This is a genomic window from Rhizobium sp. R86522 (assembly GCF_042466255.1).
Classification (GTDB): domain Bacteria; phylum Pseudomonadota; class Alphaproteobacteria; order Rhizobiales; family Rhizobiaceae; genus Allorhizobium.
The window spans coordinates 2,003,697-2,023,440 of record NZ_JAXHBX010000001.1 but is presented as its reverse complement, the minus strand read 5'-3'; the positions used below and the strand labels follow the sequence as shown (position 1 = coordinate 2,023,440).

General features: G+C 59.8%; 17 protein-coding genes and 2 pseudogenes. 5 read left to right on the top strand and 14 right to left on the bottom strand.

The genetic code is table 11. The annotated features are described in order from the left end of the window. Positions 1 to 17: 17 nt before the first annotated feature. Positions 18 to 2,273, bottom strand: a complete 2,256-nt coding sequence (gene rnr, locus SJY08_RS09785) for a ribonuclease R (protein WP_300890852.1) — start codon at positions 2,271 to 2,273, stop codon at positions 18 to 20. 104 nt (positions 2,274 to 2,377) lie between these two features. After that, the gene (topA, locus tag SJY08_RS09780; RefSeq protein WP_054150649.1) at positions 2,378 to 5,077 is read right to left on the bottom strand and encodes a type I DNA topoisomerase; all 2,700 of its coding nucleotides are present in this window, start codon (positions 5,075 to 5,077) and stop codon (positions 2,378 to 2,380) included. Between the two features lie 245 nt (positions 5,078 to 5,322). Between topA and SJY08_RS09775 the strand changes: the two genes are divergently transcribed. Further along, positions 5,323 to 5,556 (top strand): hypothetical protein, encoded by a 234-nt coding sequence (locus tag SJY08_RS09775; protein WP_054150650.1) that lies wholly within the window; start codon positions 5,323 to 5,325, stop codon positions 5,554 to 5,556. Here the strand turns inward: SJY08_RS09775 and SJY08_RS09770 are convergent. The 3 genes and pseudogenes from SJY08_RS09770 to SJY08_RS09760 form a co-directional block, all read right to left on the bottom strand. Then, a pseudogene (locus SJY08_RS09770) lies at positions 5,509 to 6,114 on the bottom strand (DNA-processing protein DprA); the annotation flags it as partial. The gene SJY08_RS09775 and the pseudogene SJY08_RS09770 sit on opposite strands and share 48 nt — an antisense overlap. A 41-nt stretch (positions 6,115 to 6,155) precedes the next feature. Then, complete coding sequence (locus SJY08_RS09765) at positions 6,156 to 6,278, bottom strand: hypothetical protein (protein WP_377275441.1); 123 nt, start codon at positions 6,276 to 6,278, stop codon at positions 6,156 to 6,158. A 112-nt stretch (positions 6,279 to 6,390) separates the two neighbouring features. Then, positions 6,391 to 7,026 (bottom strand): recombinase family protein, encoded by a 636-nt coding sequence (locus SJY08_RS09760; protein ID WP_377275440.1) that lies wholly within the window; start codon positions 7,024 to 7,026, stop codon positions 6,391 to 6,393. Between the two features lie 211 nt (positions 7,027 to 7,237). Between SJY08_RS09760 and SJY08_RS09755 the strand changes: the two genes are divergently transcribed. The 3 genes from SJY08_RS09755 (at position 7,238) to SJY08_RS09745 (ending at position 8,755) form a co-directional block, all read left to right on the top strand. Further along, on the top strand, positions 7,238 to 7,570 hold the full coding sequence (locus SJY08_RS09755) for a KTSC domain-containing protein (RefSeq protein WP_377275439.1): 333 nt from the start codon (positions 7,238 to 7,240) through the stop codon (positions 7,568 to 7,570). A gap of 626 nt (positions 7,571 to 8,196) precedes the next feature. After that, entirely contained in the window at positions 8,197 to 8,505 is a 309-nt protein-coding gene (locus tag SJY08_RS09750) for a hypothetical protein (RefSeq protein WP_377275438.1), read from the top strand. Continuing rightward, a complete protein-coding gene (locus tag SJY08_RS09745; RefSeq protein ID WP_377275437.1) occupies positions 8,492 to 8,755 on the top strand; it encodes a hypothetical protein in 264 nt (87 codons plus the stop codon). Before SJY08_RS09750 ends, SJY08_RS09745 begins: the two co-directional genes overlap by 14 nt. A gap of 50 nt (positions 8,756 to 8,805) precedes the next feature. Here SJY08_RS09745 and SJY08_RS09740 read toward each other — a convergent pair whose 3' ends face one another. From SJY08_RS09740 to SJY08_RS09725, 4 genes are all read right to left on the bottom strand, one after another. Next, positions 8,806 to 10,146: a DnaJ domain-containing protein gene (locus tag SJY08_RS09740; RefSeq protein WP_377275436.1), complete on the bottom strand. Its 1,341-nt coding sequence runs from the start codon at positions 10,144 to 10,146 to the stop codon at positions 8,806 to 8,808. A gap of 598 nt (positions 10,147 to 10,744) precedes the next feature. After that, entirely contained in the window at positions 10,745 to 11,392 is a 648-nt protein-coding gene (locus tag SJY08_RS09735) for a hypothetical protein (RefSeq protein ID WP_377275435.1), read from the bottom strand. Then, positions 11,389 to 11,841, bottom strand: a complete 453-nt coding sequence (locus tag SJY08_RS09730) for a hypothetical protein (RefSeq protein ID WP_377275434.1) — start codon at positions 11,839 to 11,841, stop codon at positions 11,389 to 11,391. The genes SJY08_RS09735 and SJY08_RS09730 overlap by 4 nt, the downstream gene beginning before the upstream one ends. 582 nt (positions 11,842 to 12,423) lie before the next feature. Next, on the bottom strand, positions 12,424 to 12,978 hold the full coding sequence (locus SJY08_RS09725; protein WP_377275433.1) for a hypothetical protein: 555 nt from the start codon (positions 12,976 to 12,978) through the stop codon (positions 12,424 to 12,426). A 1,214-nt stretch (positions 12,979 to 14,192) separates the two neighbouring features. Between SJY08_RS09725 and SJY08_RS09720 the strand changes: the two genes are divergently transcribed. Further along, entirely contained in the window at positions 14,193 to 14,591 is a 399-nt protein-coding gene (locus SJY08_RS09720) for a hypothetical protein (RefSeq protein WP_377275432.1), read from the top strand. Here SJY08_RS09720 and SJY08_RS09715 read toward each other — a convergent pair. From SJY08_RS09715 to SJY08_RS09695, 5 genes and pseudogenes are all read right to left on the bottom strand, one after another. Further along, a complete protein-coding gene (locus tag SJY08_RS09715) occupies positions 14,572 to 16,128 on the bottom strand; it encodes a recombinase family protein (protein WP_377275431.1) in 1,557 nt (518 codons plus the stop codon). The two genes, SJY08_RS09720 and SJY08_RS09715, sit on opposite strands and share 20 nt — an antisense overlap. Positions 16,129 to 16,186: 58 nt before the next feature. Then, positions 16,187 to 16,738: pseudogene (locus SJY08_RS09710) on the bottom strand (DNA-processing protein DprA); the annotation flags it as partial. Positions 16,739 to 16,747: 9 nt separating this feature from the next. Further along, positions 16,748 to 17,359 carry a glycerol-3-phosphate 1-O-acyltransferase PlsY gene (gene plsY / locus SJY08_RS09705; protein ID WP_069041615.1) on the bottom strand — a complete coding sequence of 204 codons (612 nt, stop codon included), beginning with the start codon at positions 17,357 to 17,359 and terminating at the stop codon, positions 16,748 to 16,750. 22 nt (positions 17,360 to 17,381) lie between these two features. Beyond that, positions 17,382 to 18,674 (bottom strand): dihydroorotase, encoded by a 1,293-nt coding sequence (locus tag SJY08_RS09700; protein WP_377275430.1) that lies wholly within the window; start codon positions 18,672 to 18,674, stop codon positions 17,382 to 17,384. Beyond that, complete coding sequence (locus SJY08_RS09695; protein WP_377275429.1) at positions 18,671 to 19,627, bottom strand: aspartate carbamoyltransferase catalytic subunit; 957 nt, start codon at positions 19,625 to 19,627, stop codon at positions 18,671 to 18,673. The genes SJY08_RS09700 and SJY08_RS09695 overlap by 4 nt, the downstream gene beginning before the upstream one ends. Between the last annotated feature and the right edge of the window lie 117 nt (positions 19,628 to 19,744).

Here is a 19,744-nt window from a genome sequence, read left to right as displayed (position 1 = left end):
CCTCCGGGGCGAAAGTGTCAACGTCGCGAGCGCGGCGGACGTGTGCCGGGCTGCTTGTGCCCGTTCCGCCGTCCTGCCTTGTGGAAGGAACGCGTCGCCACCGGCATCTTGCGTCCCTCGCTCAGCATCTCGAAGCGCAGCGCGCCGGCCAGTGGCACCGCTTCAACAAGCTTGACCTCGACGATGTCGCCGAGCTGATAACCGAGCCCGGACTTCTCGCCCGTCAGGGCCTGATGCGCTTCGTCGTAGATATAGTAGTCCCGGCCCAGCGTGGAAACCGGGATGAAGCCATCTGCGCCAAATTGCGGCAGGGCGACGAAAAGGCCGGACTTGGTCACGCCCCGGATCTGTCCCTCGAACTCATCGCCGATACGCCCGGCAAGATGATGCGCGATCAAGCGGTTGACCGTGTCGCGCTCGGCCGCCATCGCGCGGCGCTCGAAGGTCGAGATCTCAGCCGCGATGTCCTCGAGGCTTGCTTCCTCGTCCGGCGTGATCCCGCCTTCGCCCAAACCAAGCGAACCCACCAGCGCCCTGTGAACGATGAGGTCGGCATAACGGCGGATCGGCGAGGTGAAGTGGGCGTATTTCATCAGGTTGAGGCCGAAATGGCCGATATTGTCGGGGCTGTAGATCGCCTGGCTCTGGCTGCGCAGCACCATCTCGTTGACAATGACCTGATGCGGCGTGTCTTCGGCTTTCGCCAGAATACCGTTGAACGAGTTGGAGCGCATGTTGCCGCCCTTGACCAGCGACATGCCGAGCGTGGCGAGGAACTCCCGCAAAACTTCCTGCTTGGCGAGCGTCGGCGCGTCATGGATCCGGTAGATCAGCGCCTGCCGCTTCTTCTCCAGCGTCTCGGCAGCCGCGACGTTCGCCTGGATCATCATCTCTTCGATCAGCTTGTGCGCATCAAGCCTCTCGGGCACATGCACGCGATCGACCGTGCCGTCCTCCTTGAGGATGATCTTGCGCTCCGGCATGTCGAGCTCGAGCGGCTGGCGACGGTCACGGCCGCGCTTCATCACGGCATAGGCATGCCACAGGGGCTTCAGGATCGGCTCCAGGAGGGGGCCGGTCTTGTCGTCGGTCTTGCCGTCGATTGCCGCCTGCGCCTGCTGGTATGAGAGTTTCGCCGCGCTCTTCATCATGATGCGGTGGAAGGTATGGCTCGCCTTGCGGCCCTCATGCGAGAAGACCATGCGCACGGCAAGCGCCGGCCGGTCGACGCCCTCGCGCAGCGAGCAGAGATCGTTGGAGATCCGTTCGGGAAGCATCGGCACGACGCGATCAGGGAAATAGACGGAATTGCCGCGTTTCAGAGCTTCGCGATCCAGCGCCGATTTCGGCCGGATGTAATAGGAGACATCGGCGATGGCCACCGTCACGATCACGCCATCAGGATTGTCGGGCGAGGTGTCGAGTTCGGCATAGACGGCGTCGTCATGGTCCTTGGCGTCATGCGGGTCGATGGTGATGAGCGGCAGGTCGCGCCAGTCCTCGCGATGCGACATGGACGCGGGCTTCGCGTCCTCGGCCTCCGATATTACCGACTGCGGGAAGATATGCGGAATGCCATGGGCGTGGATCGCGATCATCGAGATCGCCTTTTCCGAGGCAACCGAGCCGACGACGTTGAGCACCTTGGCCCGCGTCAGGCCGAAACGGCTGGCACGCGCGACTTCCACCTCGACCAGATCACCATCCTTGGCCTCGCCGATGTCGCTGGCGTCGATCTGCATTTCCTCGCCGCGGCGCTCGATCGGCATCAGGCGTGCCCCACCGTCAGGCATCATCCGCACCACGCCCATCACGGCACCGACATGACGATCGAGGATCTTGATCACACGGGCGGTATAGGCTGGACCGGATCGGTCCTTGTTGGCGAAGATCTTGGCAAGCACCCGGTCGCCGAGGCCCCCAACAGGCGTCTTGCCCTTGGAACGGTCGGAACTCGACTGGCGGATCAAAACAGCTGGCGCCGCCCCAGCCTCTTCGGGCCACTCGGCCGGCCTGCCGATCAGCTCACCGTCCTTGTCACGTGTCGTGATATCGAGAACCGTGACCGGGGGCAGGGCGCCGGGTCGTGTCAGGGACTTGCGGCTCTTCTGCACGAGGCCGTCTTCTTCGAGATCCTTCAGCGCCTGCTTGAGTTCGACCCGCTGCTCGCCCTTCAGCCCGAAGGCCTTCGCGATCTCGCGCTTCGAGGCGCGATCCGGATTGTCGGTGATGAACTGCATGAGCACTTCACGGGGAGGCACTTCCCCGTGGATGAGGGCGGTGGGGTTTTCGCTCCTCGCCTTGGCCGCACCTTCCGCACGCCGGCTCTTGCGGTTGCCGGAGCCGGGTGTCTCGGAGGGGTCGCGGTGTCTCTTGCTCAAGTCGCACTCTTCTTCGTTGTCTTTGCCTTCGTGGCCGTTTTGGCCGGCGCCTTCTTGGTGGCAGCGGCCTTCGGCTTGGCGGCCGTCTTCTTCGGCTTTTCCGCCGCACCGTCGTCCGACTTCGCCTTGGCAGACTTGGCCGGAGCCTTCTTGGTCTTGCTCTTGCCGCCACCATCCTTGGCCGCGCGTTCGGCGATCAGCACAAGCGCTTCCTCGACGGTGACGCTTTGCGGGTCCTTGCCCTTCGGCAGGGTGGCATTCACCTTGCCCCAATTGACGTAGGGACCGAAACGACCTTCGCGGACCGTCATCGCTCCACCGTCAGGATGCTCGCCAAGTTCCTTCAGCGCAACCGCCGCCGTGCGGCCACGGCCGCCCGGATTGGCCTTCTTTTCGGCGAGCACGGTCACGGCGCGATTGAGACCGATCGACAGCACGTCCTCAATACCTTCGAGATTGGCATAGGTGCCGTCATGCAGCACGAAGGGCCCGTAGCGCCCGAGACCGGCCGAAATCATCTTGCCGGTTTCCGGATGCGCACCCACGTCGCGCGGCAGCGACAGCAGAGAAAGCGCCTTTTCGAAATCGATATCCGCTGGCGCCCATCCCTTCGGCAGCGAGGAGCGCTTGGCTTCCTTGCCGTCGCCCCGCTGGACGTAAGGCCCGAACCGGCCCGAACGTAGCGTGATCTCTTCTTCGGTGACCGGGTCTTTCCCAAGTGCCCGCGGCTCATTACCGCCGGCGTCGGCTTCGGCACCACCTTCGGAGGACAGCTGGCGGGTAAAGTTGCACTCCGGATAGTTCGAGCAGCCGACAAAGGCGCCGTACTTGCCGAGCTTCAGCGACAGATTACCGGTGCCGCAGACCTGGCAGATGCGCGGATCGGATCCGTCCTCGCGCTTCGGGAAGACGAGCGGCGCAAGCGCCTCGTTCAGCGCGTCGAGCACGTTGGTGACGCGCAACTCCTTCGTGTCTTCGATCTGGGCGAAGAAGTCCTGCCAGAAGGCGCGCAACACGTCCTTCCAGTTGAGCTCACCGGCCGAGATCTTGTCGAGCTTCTCCTCGAGCTCGGCGGTGAAGTCATATTCGACATACTTGTTGAAGAAGTTCTCCAGGAAGGCCGTGACCAGACGCCCCTTCGAATGCGGGATCAGCTTGCGCTTGTCCATGACCACATATTCGCGGTCGCTCAGCGTCTTGAGCGTCGCTGCATAGGTCGAAGGGCGGCCGATGCCGAGCTCTTCCATCTTCTTGATCAGCGAGGCTTCCGAATAACGCGGCGGCGGCTCGGTGAAATGCTGGCTGGAATTCACCTTTTGCTTGGCCAGTGCCTCGCGCGCATTGATCTCGGGCAGACGACCATCCTCGTCGTCACCATCCTCGGGCGCCTCGCCTTCCTCGCGCTGGTCCGTATAGGCGGCAATGAAACCGTCGAAACGAATGACGGAACCGACGGCGCGCAGGCCTGCCTTCTCGCCCTTGTTGTCGGCGAGGATCTCGACCGTCGTGCGCTCGATTTCGGCGGACGCCATCTGGCTCGCAATGCCGCGCTTCCAGATCAGGTCGTAGAGCCGCATCTGGTCGCTGTCGAGGAAGCGGCGAAGCTTGTCCGGCGAGCGGTTGAAATCGGTCGGACGGATGGCTTCGTGGGCTTCCTGGGCGTTCTTCGCCTTGGTGGAATAGAGGCGCGCCTTCTCCGGCACATAGCGCGGGCCGAACTGGTCAAGCACGGCTGCACGCGCTGCCTCAATCGCTTCGGGCGCCATCTGCACGCCATCGGTTCGCATATAGGTAATGAGACCAACGGTTTCGCCGCCGATGTCGATGCCTTCATAGAGCTTCTGGGCGATCTGCATGGTGCGCGACGCCGAGAAGCCGAGTTTCGAGGATGCGGCCTGCTGCAGCGTGGACGTGGTGAAGGGCGGGCCAGGATTGCGCTTGACCGGCTTTGCCTCGACGCTGTCAACAGCGAAGGCTGCACCCTCGAGCAATGCCTTGATGCCTGAGGCCTGGTCGCCATTGGTCACCGAGTTGCGCTGCATGCGCTTGCCGAGATGCGAGACAAGCCTTGCCTCGAACTCGTCACCGCGCGGCGTCTTCAGCAGCGCAGAAATGTTCCAGTATTCCTCGGCGACGAAACGTTCGATCTCGTTTTCGCGGTCGCAGACGAGGCGCAGCGCCACAGACTGCACGCGACCGGCTGAGCGCGCACCCGGCAGCTTGCGCCAGAGAACCGGCGACAGATTGAAGCCGACGAGATAATCGAGTGCACGGCGCGCCAGGTAGGCGTCGACCAGCGGCGTGTCGATATCGCGCGGATTGGCCATGGCGTCGAGCACGGCCTTCTTGGTGATCGCGTTGAAGACGACGCGCTTCACAGGCTTGTCGCCGATCACCTTCTTCTTTTTCAGAAGGTCGAGCACGTGCCAGGAAATCGCTTCCCCTTCGCGATCAGGGTCGGTCGCGAGAAACAGGCCGTCGGAGGACTTCACCGCATCGGCAATGTCCTTCATGCGTTTTTGCGAGGCGGCATCGACCTCCCAGAACATCTCGAAATCCTGGTCCGGCAGAACGGAGCCATCCTTGGCCGGCAGATCGCGCACATGGCCGAACGAGGCGAGCACCTTGTATCCGGGACCCAGATACTTGTTGATCGTCTTGGCCTTGGCCGGGGATTCTACGACTACGACGTTCATTGGACAACTATACCTTCAACGCATCCGATCAGCGGCACCGCACCACAGTCTTCGGAACACGGTTTTCCGACATGGAGGGCGAAACGGCTGCGGTCAAGAGGCGGGGCCTATTTTCCGACCTGTGAATATATGCAACCGGAGAGAGATCACAGGTAGATTGCAATCCTAGATAAATGATCTATTGTATTTTACAGGGCATGGCGAGGCTGGGTTGTGATGGCCTCCGGTGAAGACGGACAAATGCGATGGCACGAGACACAGCCGACACGAACGGTCGCGGAACCCGCACGATGGAAAACATCGCCTACATCCGCCAGATGCTCGCCGAGTTGCGGCTTGTTGCCGAAAATGAAGGCGCCGAGATGCTCTGTTATCTGATCGAGATGGCCTATGTCGAAGCCGGCGATGTCCAGTCCGGCCGTCGTGCGCTTTCAATCCATCATGCTCAGCGAGACAAACCCTCCCGCATGCCGCTCTAGCCGTCCGGCAATATCGAGCTCCAGCAAGACCAGATAGACCGAAGACGCCGGCAAGGCTGTATGGCGGATGATATCGTCGATCTCGACAGGCGTCGGGCCAAGCGCCTGCACGATGACGAGGCGTTCGTTGTCATTCGGCGGAGGTGCAAGCGGTCTCTCGCCGGGCTCGTCAGCGGGCTCGTCTGCTTCGTTCGGACTGAAGAGATCGAGCTCGGAGATCGGAGCCAGCGCCTGCAGCACATCCTGTGGTCTGGTGGTGACGGTCGCCCCATCCTTGAGCAAGCCGTTGGTGCCCTCGCAGCGCGGATCGAGTGGTGAGCCGGGAACGGCAAAGACCTGCCGACCGAATTCTCCCGCAAGTCTTGCGGTGATCAGCGAACCGGAGCGTGCAGCCGCTTCGATCACCACTACACCCAGAGCCACGCCGGCGATCAGCCGGTTGCGTCGGGGAAAATCCCGTGCCCGCGGTTCCCAGCCAAAGGGCATTTCGGAAATGGCGAGGCCGCGACCGCTGCAGATCTGGTCTAGCAGATCGACATTCTCTGGAGGGTAAGGCTGGACGTGGTGAGCAGTATACAAAAATTGGAGTGACCGACTACTCACTTCCCACTCTGCTTGCGTTCCCGAAGCTTGCTCATGAGGACGACAATCGGAGGGCCAAAGAGGGTCCCATAGCCCACGATGGTCACGAGGGTGAGGAAGATGGTTTCTTCGGTGGTCATGGCGGGTTCCTTGCGGGTAATCTGCGGGGTTCGCAGCGGGATAGGAGAGGTTCAGGCGGGGAGGTGGAAAAATGTGGAAGGACAGACGCGAGCAAGATTGCCCACGGGTCCCTCAGGTGTGCACCTCCTCCTTTGTCACTAGCCGCTTGGCAAGGCGTGACAGCGTTGAGCGGGAGCATCCCGTTGCGGCAATGATGGTGCTCCACGATTGGCCGGACTGGAGCATCCTTAGGATTGCTGCGTTCCTGTCGGTGTCCTCGGGTCTCCCTCGGTACGCTCCGGCGTCCTTGGCCTTGGCAATGCCCTGCGACTGTCTCCGCCGTCTGTCCTCGTAGTCCTTCCGGGCGATTGCTGCGAGCATGTCCAGCATCATGCCGTTGATTGCGTCCAGCATCCGGCTTTGGATGTCATCCGCTGAGGCTGTCGCCATTCCCCAAGAGGTCGGAAGGTCCAGAGCCACCACTTTCACACGACGAGACTTAATCTCGGTCTTAAGGCGTTCCCAGTCCTCCGCATTAAGGCGGCTGAGGCGATCCACTTGCTCGACCAGCAGCACGTCCCCCGGCTGGCAATCCGACAGGAGCCGGAACAACTCCGGGCGTTGCAGGGACGCGCCGCTCTCATTCTCCATGTACGTGGCTGCGATCCTCAATCCTCGCTCCTCTGCAAAGCGCTGGAGGTCGGACTGGGCACGGCTTGCGTCTTGGTCCTTGGTGGAAGCCCTGAGGTAAGCGCGGATGAAGGACATGAAACGTCTCCGGTTCGATATGGGTGGTTCCATATATGCCGGTTCGTTTTAAATGGTCAAGAGGAATTATGAGACCGGGAGAAGAGGAGGTATTCGTCGGTTCGGCTGGGATATATCCAAATGGGACCGGCTGAAAACACTAATGGGAGGCGTTGCGCTTCGTTTCGCCATGGTCGATGGTTTGGCGGGATAGGTGAAGGAGTGGAGACCAATGAAAAGACTGTTAGCCCTTGTTACTGCTTCCGCAATGCTCGGTGCCGGGGCTGCTTCGGCGGAGGACATTTGTCCGAAGTATGGGGATTGCGCTCCCGCCTCTGCCTTCACCTGCTCATGGACGGAAAGCAGCTTGGTCAATCGCGTCTGCTATAATGAGCAGCACGGCTACATGGTCCTGCAATTGAAGAGCACGTACTACCACTACTGCGGAGTAGATGCCGGGACCGTTACCGCTTTCCTGTCTTCGCCATCCCTCGGCAGGTTCTACAATGCGAGGATCAAGGGCAATTTTGATTGCCGTGTCACCCCTCCACCTGCCTTGAACTAGCAGGGGCCGCTCCCGCCCCTCCCTTGCCCCTTGCCGATCCTCCGGGACAGTGCGGAGGTATCAGCGGCGATCAACAGGACGAACCGGCAGGACATGCCGGGAGCACCAAGAGGTGCCGGGGTCTCGGGTCGATGGGCCGGGATAGGGCGGGGCGGGACCCCCACCCCCGCCACCGGGGGGTTTTGAGGGAAGGGGAGTATACGTAAGACGCTCACACAACTTTTCTGAAAAAGGTCGCGGGGTCTCCCGTGTGGTCCCATGGCGTTTCTTTTTGTTGCCGTCGAGGGCATTTATGCGCCTCCAGCAACTCGGATGACCTGCGACACCTCCCGCAACAGAACGCTCTCTGTTGGGCTCTGCGGAGTCAGGAGAGGCGGAGGAAGAGGCAGGAGATACACTAGCCCAAAAAAAGAGCGATGCTGCGTTATCGCAGAGACAGCCGGAAGTGGGCTGATGTTTCCCATGGGACCCACAAGGTGAGAGACTGTCGGCTGTCCCTGCGATAACGAAGTTATTGAAATCCCTGCGATATCGTAGATTTTATAATGTTGCGGCCTGTCATTTCGTGTGAATTGTAGGAGGTCCCTGCCGCGATCCTGCGGCGTTCCAAAAGGAGAACAAGGGACATGCACACGCTCACCAATGCCGCCACTGTGACCACGCTGGAGAACCTCTGGGGTGTCATCTACTTCGAAGAGGACGGCACGGTCCTCTGCACGGACTTCCTTAATGCGACGGACTACTTCGACGCTGCGGACCAAGCCTTAGAAGAGGCTGACGGGCTGGAGTTCAAGTTGGTCGAAGGTCTCGATATCGTGGGACCCTTGGCACCCTCTGGGAACCGCCAGCTATTCGGTCCTTCGATCTACTCGCTCCTGCTCGACCTGCTGGGCAGGGACAAGGCGGAGGAGGGTGCTTGCGATGCCACGGCGTAAGTACGACAAGAAAACCCTCTACACGGTTGTCTTCTACGACGAGGCCGGGGAGGTGGTCCTAACGGAAACCCGGAGGGCTTACGGGCCGGATGATGTGGGCTTCTACGCCTCCCGGCACATGCCAGGCGGAGCCGTTAGGTACGAGGCTTTTGACGAGGTGCTGGAGGTTCGACAGATGACGCATGACATCACGGTGTCCCTGCGGACCCTCTTGAGGCAACACGGGGTTCCCTCGGTGTTCTCGCCGTGACACGGGAGGGACCTGCCGGGGGCTGATGATCCCCCGGCGGGGCCTGATACTCATTGCCGCTCGAATTCCTCAGCCGAAATGCTCTGCGGTCTGACGTTTCCGGCGGGTACCGCGTATAACGTGTACGACAGGACCTGAGTAATAATTTGGGTTTCTGTCCGTTCAGTCTGTAGTGTTTCAGTGCCGGGAAACTGACCGGCCCCAGCTAAACTCACGAAATTCCGGCAACTTACATCGAGGACATCACCGAAAGCATACTGCACTGTATAGCGTCCGTCAGGAATGCCAGTGATTTGTGCGGTCTGGTTGCTGCGTACGAAAAATGCTGCGACTACCGAACCAGAAAGTTCGGCTCTCACCTTAATGATAGCGTTCCCGCTGGAGCCGTTCTGGATTTCCAACGAGTGACCTTCAAGCTCCGAAAGACGGCTAGCGCCCAACAATTGGCCACTAAAAGGCTCGTTCATGCATGTTGGTACATTTGTGTTTCTGGCTGTAGTTTGTGTACTGGGCCGATACTGTGTTGAAGCCGGAGGTGCTGAATACAGCTGACTTCCTCCGTCACCACTACCTGCACGACTGCCCTGTGTGCTCGCGAATATCGCTATCCCCAGCGCTACAGGCAGAGCAAACGCCATAAACAAATGACCCGCCTTGTAGGCTAGCGACGTGCGCCACGGGTTGAGCAATTTGCCCTGTTTGGGATTGGCCCCAGCCTTTTCAAGCTGAGCAACTAACTCGGCGGCATCCCGCGCAATGTCTTTGTTCAGTGCTTTTTTGGATTTCAAGGAGAGAGCGTACGCCAGTTGCATATTTCCCCGTGAGAGGAAGGCAAGGGCGTTATACCAAGCCATACCCTCGTCCGCAGAGCGGTCGTGTTTGCCGCCGAAACCGTTACTGAGTATCGAGCCAATTGAATAAATCGGCCCCCAAGGTGCCCCCCACCAACCGGTGAACAAGGTGATGACGGAGGATTTCAAGCCTTCTTTTCTGGCGCAACTTGCGCAGAATATCCCTTGTATTGGATTGCGGGTTGTCACGAAAATGAAGCTATAAACTCGAAAGAATACGATGTTGCGGGGCTGAGCGGTGACCTGTCCGCACCGTGAACAGCAAATCGGAGCAATAGCTTTACTCTCATACGCAGAATGCTGAAAGGCTGAGCTATCATACTCTGCTCTCCTTATAGGGTCGCTCAAGATTTCATAGGCGGCAGATATCTTGCGAAAGGTATCGCTCGATTTGTCGTGTGAAATGTCGGGGTGGGTCTCTTTCGCAAGCTTTCTGAAGGCGGTCTTGATTTCCGCTGCAGTCGCAGAAGGTTGCACTCCTAAAACTCTGTACAAACCCTCGGGATCGTTGTCCGCCATCTTCCCCTCAATGTCAGTCACACCGTCTCCTCAACCATAAGTGCAAAGGCTGGCAAGAAATCAATAAGCTCTGAGGAACATCCAGTGAATTTTGACTGGTTGCACCCTAATTGCTGATCGCTGGGGGGGCTGGAGCGGTGCGGGGGGCGGTGAGTAGATTATTGTTCGATCATCCCCGGCGATCCTCTCGGGAAACGCTGAGATCAGCGCTCCACCTGTCTCCACACCCTGCCTTGCTCCCCACTGCCGGTCTCTGCTAAGGCCGCTGCCGGGGACCACTTTGGAGGGTATAGGTTCATGTTCTTCACTCGCATCGGCAAGGTGATTGCTCACCTCGTCTTCTGGCTTAGCGCCTTTCGGGTCGCCATGTGTCTCTTCGCCATGTTCGGGCCTCTCAGTCTTGACGAGCGACAGGCTTTCGTGAGGCGGTACATCGGCAGCGGCGGTCTTGAAGGGCTAGGTGATAAGCTCGACACTGCTGCAATAGCGCTTGCTGTAGGTGTGGCCCTCGGGGTTCTCTGCGAGATCAGCGCAAGTACCGGCAGGAGCGACAGGGCCTAAGCTCTCTCCCGCTCCCGCGGTCATTTTTCAGGGTGTTGCCTTCTTGTGTATAGGTCTACTACGCAACATACCGCGAGGTGTCCCCCGTGGGTCTCCGGTGGCGTTCTCGGAGTGCCTTTGCATTGGCAATCTGATCACTCCTCATCCTCATGAACCTTGTAACCAACTGGCGTGACAGGCTGAGAGCTTGCGCCATCTGATCGTGGGTGAGGTGTGGGAAGTGGTCGGCAACCCAGTGGATTTCCTGCTTTCCACCCATGGGGCCGCTGCGGCGCTTCTTGAACTCCTGCAAGGCTTCTCGGGCTTCCTCGGCGGGACCTGAGGTCTTCGCCTCCACCGCCTTCTTTGCCGCTTCCCAGCGTTCCGCAATCCATCGGACACCTTCGGCTGAGACAACATCAAACGGCATCCCGTCAGACTTGCGCTTGTTGCGCTTGCCGTACCCCTTGGCGATCACCCAATCTTGGATGCGGTTACGGGCATTTCTGCCGGTGCCTTCAATCTGGAGGAAGTCCATCTGGTGGAGGACAGTAGCGAGTTGCCTCCTGCCGATCTCGAAGGCCTTGCTGAGTTCATCCATGGTGATCCAGTGGCCCTGGTCGATGGAAACCATCTCCCCTGTCTTCCTGTCGAAGATTTCGGAGGTGTACTGCATGCCCATTCCGGGACGGATGGTCGGGGCGATGGCTGCGGTAGCGTTGGTCATGCAGCTGCCCTCACTGCCGTTTCCCGTGCTGCCGTCGAGGCGATTTTCTGCGGCTGGCTCTCCGGGGTGTCACTGGTTACCTCGGCAACCTCCTGCTCTCCCTTGCCCCTGACGGGGCCACGGTATGGCCGGTGCTTCTCGACATGGACGGAACGGGTCTCACTCTCCACGGCGTCCAGCCCTGCCCAGACGGCTAGGGTGCGATCACGCTTGAAGACAGGAATGAAGCCGTCACGGTCTAGAGACTTCGTGATGACATGGGCGCGGGTCTCAGGGTCCAAGCCGTAGGCGAGGAGTTCCCGGCAGAGAACCGGCAGGGGGCTTTTGGTGGTGCTGCGGTTCCGTCGTGCAGTCAGATCAACGGTCGTGCCGCTCTCGACATGGCGAGCCGTGTAGGAGCCGACGAGTTCGATGGTTTCGGTAGGATGTAACGGGAAGGTGGTGGTCATGCTGCTGGATACCTTTTCCAGTATGCGGAGAGCCGGGAGGGTGTCCCGGTGGGATTGCGTCGTGTGACGCTGAGAGCGATCGAGGCAGCGCGGGGCTGCGACTGGACACGCTGAGGCGTCCCGCTGGGTGTCCCAGAGGGGCGGAAGGGGTGATGGGGTTGCGAGGATGGGGAGCAGTGTCGGGCGGAAGGTGCCCTGTTTGACTCACAGAAGCCCGTGGAGAGCGTTCAGGGATCCCGGTGGTGTCGAGATAGAGGAGAGAGCGGGAGGGCCCTCAGCGAGTCGCTGTGGGACTCGGCAGTATAGGTGCTGATGGAGCCAGGGGAGGTGGAGGTCTCGAGAGGACATCCGGCAGGAGCCATGGAATACCTTGAGTTAACCCCAGGGTACTACTCCTGCTGATAACTATCCTAAGACTCAGAGATATCTCTAAGTTATCTTAGAGAGATACCTTAATTGGTCTCGGTTGCTTTGTCAATACTTAGGGTTGCATTTTGTTTCGTGCGCCTCTTTGGCCGTCCTCAGTTCCTGCTAGCAGAGAAGGGGCGACAACCGCCCCCTCTGTCTTTCCGCTGTGCCAAGTCAAGCCGCAAGAGCTTCGATTTCCCCCAGCCTCTGCTTGGTCAATGTCCACTCCAGTTCTCGCTTCGCAGACGCTGCGATACGCCTGTAACCTAGGAACGTCATGAAGCCGTCCAGCGGGGTGCCGTAACTTCTGCGGTCTGTGTAGATCAGTTTCAACTCGGGAGAAGTCAGGGGAAGGTTCGCATACTTGTCGCCAAGGCTCACTGTGCGAGCATTGAGGACCATCTCAGCCGACTCTTCGAACGCTTCGTCCTCCAGCATATCCATGAAAGCCGTCAACAGAAGATCGCTGTCGGAATTGGATGTGGCCGTGACGGCAGAAGCCCACTCGTTCACGTCAACAGCCGGGATTGCCAGCATCCATTTCCGCTTACCGTGCGCGTCCTTGAAATGAAGGCAGCGGACTCGCTCAAGTCTGCGCCGCATAGCCGCCGCTTGGGTCGGCCAGGGGAGGCTGAGCGCTTCGACAAGCTGCTTTGCCGCGACATAGGTCCGGCCCTTGAATTCTCTGACGAGGACGCTCTTTCCGAAGACGGTGATGCTGTCGAACATGCTTGATACCTTTACACGCATGATGGTCTCTTTCTTGCTTGGGTTGCTCTTCACTTCTCGCCCCGGCGCGTTCCGCTTTTCGGGCTGAGAAAATTCGTCTTATGTACAATATGGAGGGGAAATTCACTTTATGCTGTGAATTCAATAAATTAAAGGAATTGCTTATAGGTGCCGATTTTCGATGCTGCGACGGTCGATTTTCACGACCGAAACATCACAAGAAATCGTCGCGATGGTCGCTCGGAGAGCCGGGAAAATTCTTCGTAGTGCTGTATGCAGGGGTAATCCCTACGTTAACGCAGGGTGGTCGCCGGGATCATGCCGGGGCCGTGCCAGATCGAGCCGAAAACTTCGTAGTTCTCTGTATGAAGGGGCAATTATTCCGAAGTTGCTGCCGGTGACCTGCTCCCCGCTTTGAAACCTGCATTCTTTCTGTTGCCGTCGAGGCCGATTATGCGGGTTCCCGCTGCGGCATGGCCGGTTATCCCGGAGGGCGCTTCGTAGTGCAGTATGGGCGGGTAATTGTGCGGCTCGTCACATGAGCTTTGTTCCATTCTTGGGCTGGTGAATGAAGCTGAGCTAATGGATCGGGAACGGCAGGTGAACCGGAGGGGAACGGATGGTTTGCGCTGAGGGGCCTCAGGGGCTCATTGACGCGCATAAGTTGCTTTCCGGTATCTGCACACCAAAATTCGCCGGATCGCCCCCAGCGAGTCCCTTAGGGGTGTTTGCGGGGCCGTCGAGGTGTCTGCTGGACACGTTGCTGCCGTCGAGGAAGAATATGCAGCGTAACGACTCGCTTGGAGGTGCAGTTGTCTGATCTGCCGAAGCCGAAACCGCCTTACAAGGTGGTAGTCGTGGAAACTTACTCAGGCTCCAAGGGTGGCCACCAACATGACCGCAGGGTTCGTGTCATAGCAGGACAACCATTTCCTGAGGGGCTTGACGTGTCTTGCTCAAATGAAATGCGGTCCCTTCACGCTCTTGGCACAAGGTTTCGGGTGCACGGGAAGCTGACGCAACGATTGGGCGGAAAATACTTCGTCTACTGCCCTCCAAGCGGCCCCTACGAAATCGTCAAGTGACAGCCTTTGGACCGCCCGGAGATCTCTTGGTGTGACACGGCGCTTGAAGCCTGAGGACTCCACACAGCTTGTCTTCCTCCTAGAAATCAGCCATCGATTGTATCGGGTAAGCAGGTATAGGGGGAGTTTATGCGCTTGCGTGGGTTGGTGGCTGCGATTGTGTTCGGCATCGCGTTGTCGGTAGGCGTTCAAGCCTTGGCAGGTGAGGCGATATATAAACGGTTGAATGGCGCATTTCACTTGGTCATGCTGTCTGGCGAAATCAATGCGAAGATGGCTGTGATGTTTGACCGGCACGTTCAAGGCTTCGAAAAACGGGCCAAGCGCGGTGAGGAGAAAAACATTGCTATCGGCTTGGATACTATTTCGGGAGATGACGATTCCACGAGGGAGATCGTGCGGGGACTGCTATCACTGAGGGCGCAAGGCTACTACGTACGGGGCATGGTACGACGCGACGCAGAGTGCGGCGCTCAGTGTGTGGTGATCCTGAGCGCCATGGATGACGTCAGCGATCAGAGCTTTTAGGAGTGACAACAGTTCGCGCCTTCCTTGTGTACTTCCTCCGCCTCTTGAGCCGGTAGTGCTCTAGGATCAGATTGTGTGGTTCGCTGCGGGTCTTCAAGTGGACCACCGCAACGTTGAACTCCTCCTCAGGGTCGAACGGCTCAAGCTTGATCTGATCCACGACAGCCGCAATCATAGCCTGTAGCTGTCGTCGGTCAGAGGTGCGCATTTCCTGCGCTGCCTCCCAAGCCTCCTGAATGTCATCCGCGACTTGTCCCGCGAGAACCCTTGCCGCTCTCTTTGCGTGAACCTCTGAGAGCTTCTTTGACAGTCCATCGATCTGCCGGGATAGGTCATCGGCAAGTTGCCGGAAGTAGGCGATGTTGTCCGCTGTCTCAGCATCCATGCCCATGTCACGGGCGCGTTGCTGTCTGGACCTAAGGCTTTCCAATTGCTCAGCAATCGCCACGGCCTCAGCGGGAGCCTCAAGGGGCTTGCCGGGTACGCTGAGGATCGCACCGAGGTTGGACACCACTAACTCTTCCAACTCATTGTACGGCCATGACCCGGCATCGCACTCAAGCCGCTTGTGCACCTGATTGTCACAACGGGCGTAACGGTACTCCTTGTAGGAGCTGACTGAGATCGGCCCTCCGCATCCTCCGCATTTGAGGAGCCGGGAGAAAAGGTTCGCATTGGTCGAAGCTTGCGGGTTTTTCCGTTGCCGCTGAGCGCGGTTCTGGAGGGCAAGCCAGTTGTCCTCAGAGATGATCGCGGGGAAGTAGTCGCGGTGCTCTTCACCCCTGATGACCAGTGAGCCGTAGGCGGCACGGGACTTGAGGATGTCTTGCACAACACTCCTTCCCCACGTCCCTGAGCCACGGGGCGCAACGATGCCCTCAGCGTTCAACATGCGGGTGACATTGCTTGCCCCGTTGCCCTCCATGGCAATCTCAAACAAGCGGTTTGCGTCCTTGGCCCTCTCGTTCAACCCGTTTGTTGTCCGGTCGATCCAGAAGGGGAGCTTGCTGATGCTGAGTTTCTGTCCCTGGGCGATCCGGGAAAGCCGGGTGTCCCAAGAAGCCTTGATACGGTCGCCCTTCTGTCTGCTCTCTTCATGCGCCATCTGCATCATCAGCAGCGATTGAAGTAGCGCGGTTGGCTCCCGGTCGTAGCGGTCGTAAGTATGGATAGCTTGATCCCTCAGGGTGACGATGGTCAGCCCGGTAGACAGCACATCTAGAAACTTTGGCACGGCCTTCACGGGCTTCTGCCGTGAAAAGCGGTCCATGTTTTCGATCAGGAGAACGGTATCAGTCGGAATGTCGCCGTTCGTGATCCCGTCGAGGAACCTACCAAGGCCTTCGTTGAGGTTGTCGCCGGTATAGGCGCTCACCCCGTTGTCAACAATCTTGCTCTCTAGGGTGAGGCCGTAACGCTCTGCGAAGACCTCGGCCATCTTCGACTGGCGCTCGGAGGAGCTGCCTTTCGATTGCCTCCCGGACGACCATCGGGCGTAAGAGATGGCCTTGCGGCCTTTGAGATCAGACAGTTCCAAAGCGGCTATCCCCCTGTGATCTCAGAGGGATAGAATTGTTGTAGGCTGTCCGTCAAGTCTGGTCAAGACCGCCCGCCATGGCCGCAATCGTGCCGGTGTCGAGGCTGGCCCGATGCGCTGATGCGTCGATGCCGCGGGCAAGGCCCGACACGATCGCATAGCCGGCACGCCCGATCTCCCCCGCCATCATCGCTGCGAACTTCGCACCGCTGATCGAGGCATTGCGCGATCCGACGATGCCGACTGCCGGGAGGGTCGCGACGTCTAGGTCGCCCTTGACAGCAAGCAGGGGAGGGGCTGCGTCGATCTGTCTGAGCGCTGCCGGATAGTCGGGCTCGCCGATGCCGATGAAGCGGGCCCCGAAACGCGAGGCCGTCTCGATTTCGCGCTCGGCCTCACCGACGGTTGCGATACGAATGCTGCGGGTCGATCCGCCGCGCCTCGAGAGTTCCGGAAGGGCTTCGAGCGCCGTTTCGGCCGAGCCGAAGTGGTTGATCAAGTCCCGAAAGGTTGCGGGGCCGACATTGTCGCTGCGGATGAGCCTCAGCCAGGCGATCCTCTGGCGGTCCGTCAGCGCAATCCCCTTTCGTCTTGCGCTTTCTGACCCCATGGCTTTCCTCTAGCCCTTTTTGCCGATCTTGCTTTCCGTTCCCGCGATCAGCCGTCCGATATTCTCTTTGTGACGCCAGTAAGTGATGACGGTCATGACCGCCGTTACGACTGCAGCCTCTTCAACCCCAAGTATCCACAATGCAACCGGAATGACAAGTGTGGCGACGAGTGCGGACAACGAAGAGTAGCGGGTGATGAAGGCGACCGCGAGCCAGACGATAGCGAAGACCAGAACCATCCGAGGCTCAACCCCGAGCAAGGTGCCGATATAGGTCGCGACACCCTTGCCGCCCTTGAATCCCAGCCAGACCGGGAAAAGGTGACCAATAAAGGCTGCGAAGCCACCGAAGAGAGCAGCATTGTGGCCGAAGATCGCATGCGCAATCAGCGCCGCAGCCGTGGCCTTCAGCGCATCGAGGAGGAGGGTGGCGGCCGCCAGCTTCTTGTTGCCGGTGCGCAGCACGTTGGTCGCGCCGATATTGCCCGAACCGATCGAGCGCAGATCGCCGAGGCCCGCCATCTTGGTCAGCACGAGGCCGAAGGGAATGGAGCCGAGCAGGTAACCAAACAAGAGGACGATTGCGAGATTGCCCCAGCCGAGGGCGGAAATGTCGATCATGGGTATCCCTGTCCTCTTTAGTCTAGAGCGCGTGGACGCACTGGCCTGCAACATAGGTCGCAACGGCCCGGCCCGAGAAGCGGGCATCTTCGAAAGGCGTGTTCTTCGAGCGTGCAAGAAGATTGTCGCGCGACACGAGCCACGGCTCGTCGAGATCGACAAGCGCGATGTCGCCGTGCGCACCCGGCTTCAGCGTGCCACCGGGCAGCCCGAAGATTTCGGCTGGACGCGTCGACATTGCGTCGATGAGCCGCATCAGCGGCACCTGGTCCGCGTGATGCAGGCGAAGCGCTGCCGAGAGCATGGTTTCCAAGCCGATGGCACCATCGGCGGCCTCGCCGAAAGGCAGGCGCTTGGTGTCGACGTCCTGCGGATCGTGCGAGGAAACGATAATGTCGATCTGCCCCTTGGCCAGCGCATCGACCATTGCCATGCGATCGTCTTCCGAGCGCAGCGGCGGATAGAGCTTGAAGAAGGTCCGGTACTCGCCGATGTCGTTTTCGTTGAGGCTCAGGTGATTGATCGAGATGCCGCAGGTGACCTTGGCACCGCGCTTGCGCCCGAGCTCGATCGCCTCGACCGATTCAGGAATAGAGATCTGCGAGGCGTGATACTTGGCCCGCGTCAGCGCCGCGATCCTGAGGTCGCGCTCCAGCGGAATGAGTTCGGTCTCACGCGGGATGCCGCCAAGCCCGAGCCAGCTTGCAAGCAGCCCTTCGTTCATCACGCCATTGGCCGCGAGATACTTCTCCCGCGTTTCCAGCGCGATCACGGCGCCGAATTCGCGGGCGTAGGTCATGGCACGGCGCAGAACTTGGCTGTCGTTCAACCCGTAGCGGCCATTGGTGAAGGCAACGGCTCCGGCCTGCTGCAGGAGACCCATCTCTGTCATCTCGGCGCTGGTCATGCCCTTGGTCAGAGCCGCTGCCGGATAGACGCGCACATCGGCCGTATCGCGGGCCGTCTTCTTGACGAACTCGACGAGCGCAATGTCGTCGATGACAGGATCCGTTTCCGGCATCATGATGAAGGAGGTAATGCCACCGGCCGCAGCCGCCCGGCTTGCGGACGCAATCGTCTCGCGATGCTCCGACCCCGGCTCGCCGACGAAGACGCGAGCGTCAACGAGACCCGGAATGGCGGTGAGGCCCCGGCAATCTCGGATCTCAGCGCCCTCGGGCGAGCCCTGGTTCTGGGCGTCGGCGCCAGCGGCAAGGATCTTGCCGTCTGCTCCTACAATGATGGTCCCGATTTCGTCCAGCTTGCGCGAGGGATCGACGATGCGGGCATTCTTGAGGACAAGCGGCTTTTTCATGCGCTCATTCCCTCCGAACGCGGACCCTGGTTTTGCGAGACGAGCAGCGTTTCCATCACGGCCATGCGAACGGCAACGCCCATCTCGACCTGGCTCTCGATCACGCTCTGCGGACCGTCGGCGACTTCGGAGGCGATCTCGACGCCGCGGTTCATCGGGCCCGGATGCATCACGAGCGCATCCTCTTTGGCAGCCTTCAGCTTCTCCGCATCAAGGCCATAGAAGTGGAAGTATTCGCGCACAGACGGCACGAAGGAGCCGGACATGCGCTCGCGCTGCAGGCGCAGCATCATGACAACGTCTGCGTCCTTGAGCCCTTCCTTCATGTCGTGGAAGACCTCGCAGCCCATGTCGGCGATCCCGGCCGGCAGAAGCGTGGCGGGAGCCACGACGCGGACGCGGGCACCCATGGCATTGAGCAGCAGGATGTTGGAGCGCGCCACGCGCGAATGTAGCACGTCGCCGCAGATCGCGACGATAATGCGGGACAGCTTGCCCTTGGCGCGCCGGATGGTCAGCGCATCGAGCAGGGCCTGGGTCGGATGTTCGTGTTGTCCGTCACCGGCATTGACCACTGAACAGGCGACCTTCTGCGCGAGAAGGGCGGCCGCACCGGCAGACGAGTGCCGCACGACCAGCACGTCCGGCCGCATGGCGTTCAGCGTCATCGCCGTATCGATCAGCGTTTCGCCCTTCTTCACCGAGGAATTGCCGACCGACATGTTCATCACGTCGGCACCCAGGCGTTTGCCTGCGAGCTCGAACGAGGCTTGCGTCCGCGTCGACGCTTCGAAGAAGAGGTTGATCTGGGTGAGGCCCCTCAGCGTGGAAGTCTTCTTCTCCCGCTGGCGGCTGATTTTGACGGCTTCGTCTGCCTTGTCTAACAGGAACGTGATGTCCTGCTCGGTAAGGCCCTTGATGCCGATGAGATGGCGATGGGGAAAGAAGACCATGGACGTCCTCCTGAGATGTCACGCGGTCTATAAAGTGTGGGATCGGGCCGGGCAAGCACATGCTAGGTGGATTGACGCACGGTCCCCATGTAATAGGAGCGAATGAACGGTAGGGAA

Excerpts from the sequence above, each read along its gene's own strand:
- SJY08_RS09745 (WP_377275437.1), top strand. The coding sequence starts at position 8,492 with ATGCCACGGCGTAAGTACGACAAGAAAACCCTCTACACGGTTGTCTTC.
- SJY08_RS09735 (WP_377275435.1), bottom strand. The coding sequence starts at position 11,392 with ATGACCAACGCTACCGCAGCCATCGCCCCGACCATCCGTCCCGGAATG.
- SJY08_RS09695 (WP_377275429.1), bottom strand. The coding sequence starts at position 19,627 with ATGGTCTTCTTTCCCCATCGCCATCTCATCGGCATCAAGGGCCTTACC.
- SJY08_RS09750 (WP_377275438.1), top strand. The coding sequence starts at position 8,197 with ATGCACACGCTCACCAATGCCGCCACTGTGACCACGCTGGAGAACCTC.
- plsY (WP_069041615.1), bottom strand. The coding sequence starts at position 17,359 with ATGATCGACATTTCCGCCCTCGGCTGGGGCAATCTCGCAATCGTCCTC.
- SJY08_RS09720 (WP_377275432.1), top strand. The coding sequence starts at position 14,193 with ATGCGCTTGCGTGGGTTGGTGGCTGCGATTGTGTTCGGCATCGCGTTG.
- SJY08_RS09775 (WP_054150650.1), top strand. The coding sequence starts at position 5,323 with ATGGCACGAGACACAGCCGACACGAACGGTCGCGGAACCCGCACGATG.
- SJY08_RS09765 (WP_377275441.1), bottom strand. The coding sequence starts at position 6,278 with ATGACCACCGAAGAAACCATCTTCCTCACCCTCGTGACCATCGTGGGC.
- SJY08_RS09730 (WP_377275434.1), bottom strand. The coding sequence starts at position 11,841 with ATGACCACCACCTTCCCGTTACATCCTACCGAAACCATCGAACTCGTC.
- SJY08_RS09755 (WP_377275439.1), top strand. The coding sequence starts at position 7,238 with ATGAAAAGACTGTTAGCCCTTGTTACTGCTTCCGCAATGCTCGGTGCC.
- SJY08_RS09700 (WP_377275430.1), bottom strand. The coding sequence starts at position 18,674 with ATGAAAAAGCCGCTTGTCCTCAAGAATGCCCGCATCGTCGATCCCTCG.
- topA (WP_054150649.1), bottom strand. The coding sequence starts at position 5,077 with ATGAACGTCGTAGTCGTAGAATCCCCGGCCAAGGCCAAGACGATCAAC.
- SJY08_RS09725 (WP_377275433.1), bottom strand. The coding sequence starts at position 12,978 with ATGTTCGACAGCATCACCGTCTTCGGAAAGAGCGTCCTCGTCAGAGAA.
- SJY08_RS09760 (WP_377275440.1), bottom strand. The coding sequence starts at position 7,026 with ATGTCCTTCATCCGCGCTTACCTCAGGGCTTCCACCAAGGACCAAGAC.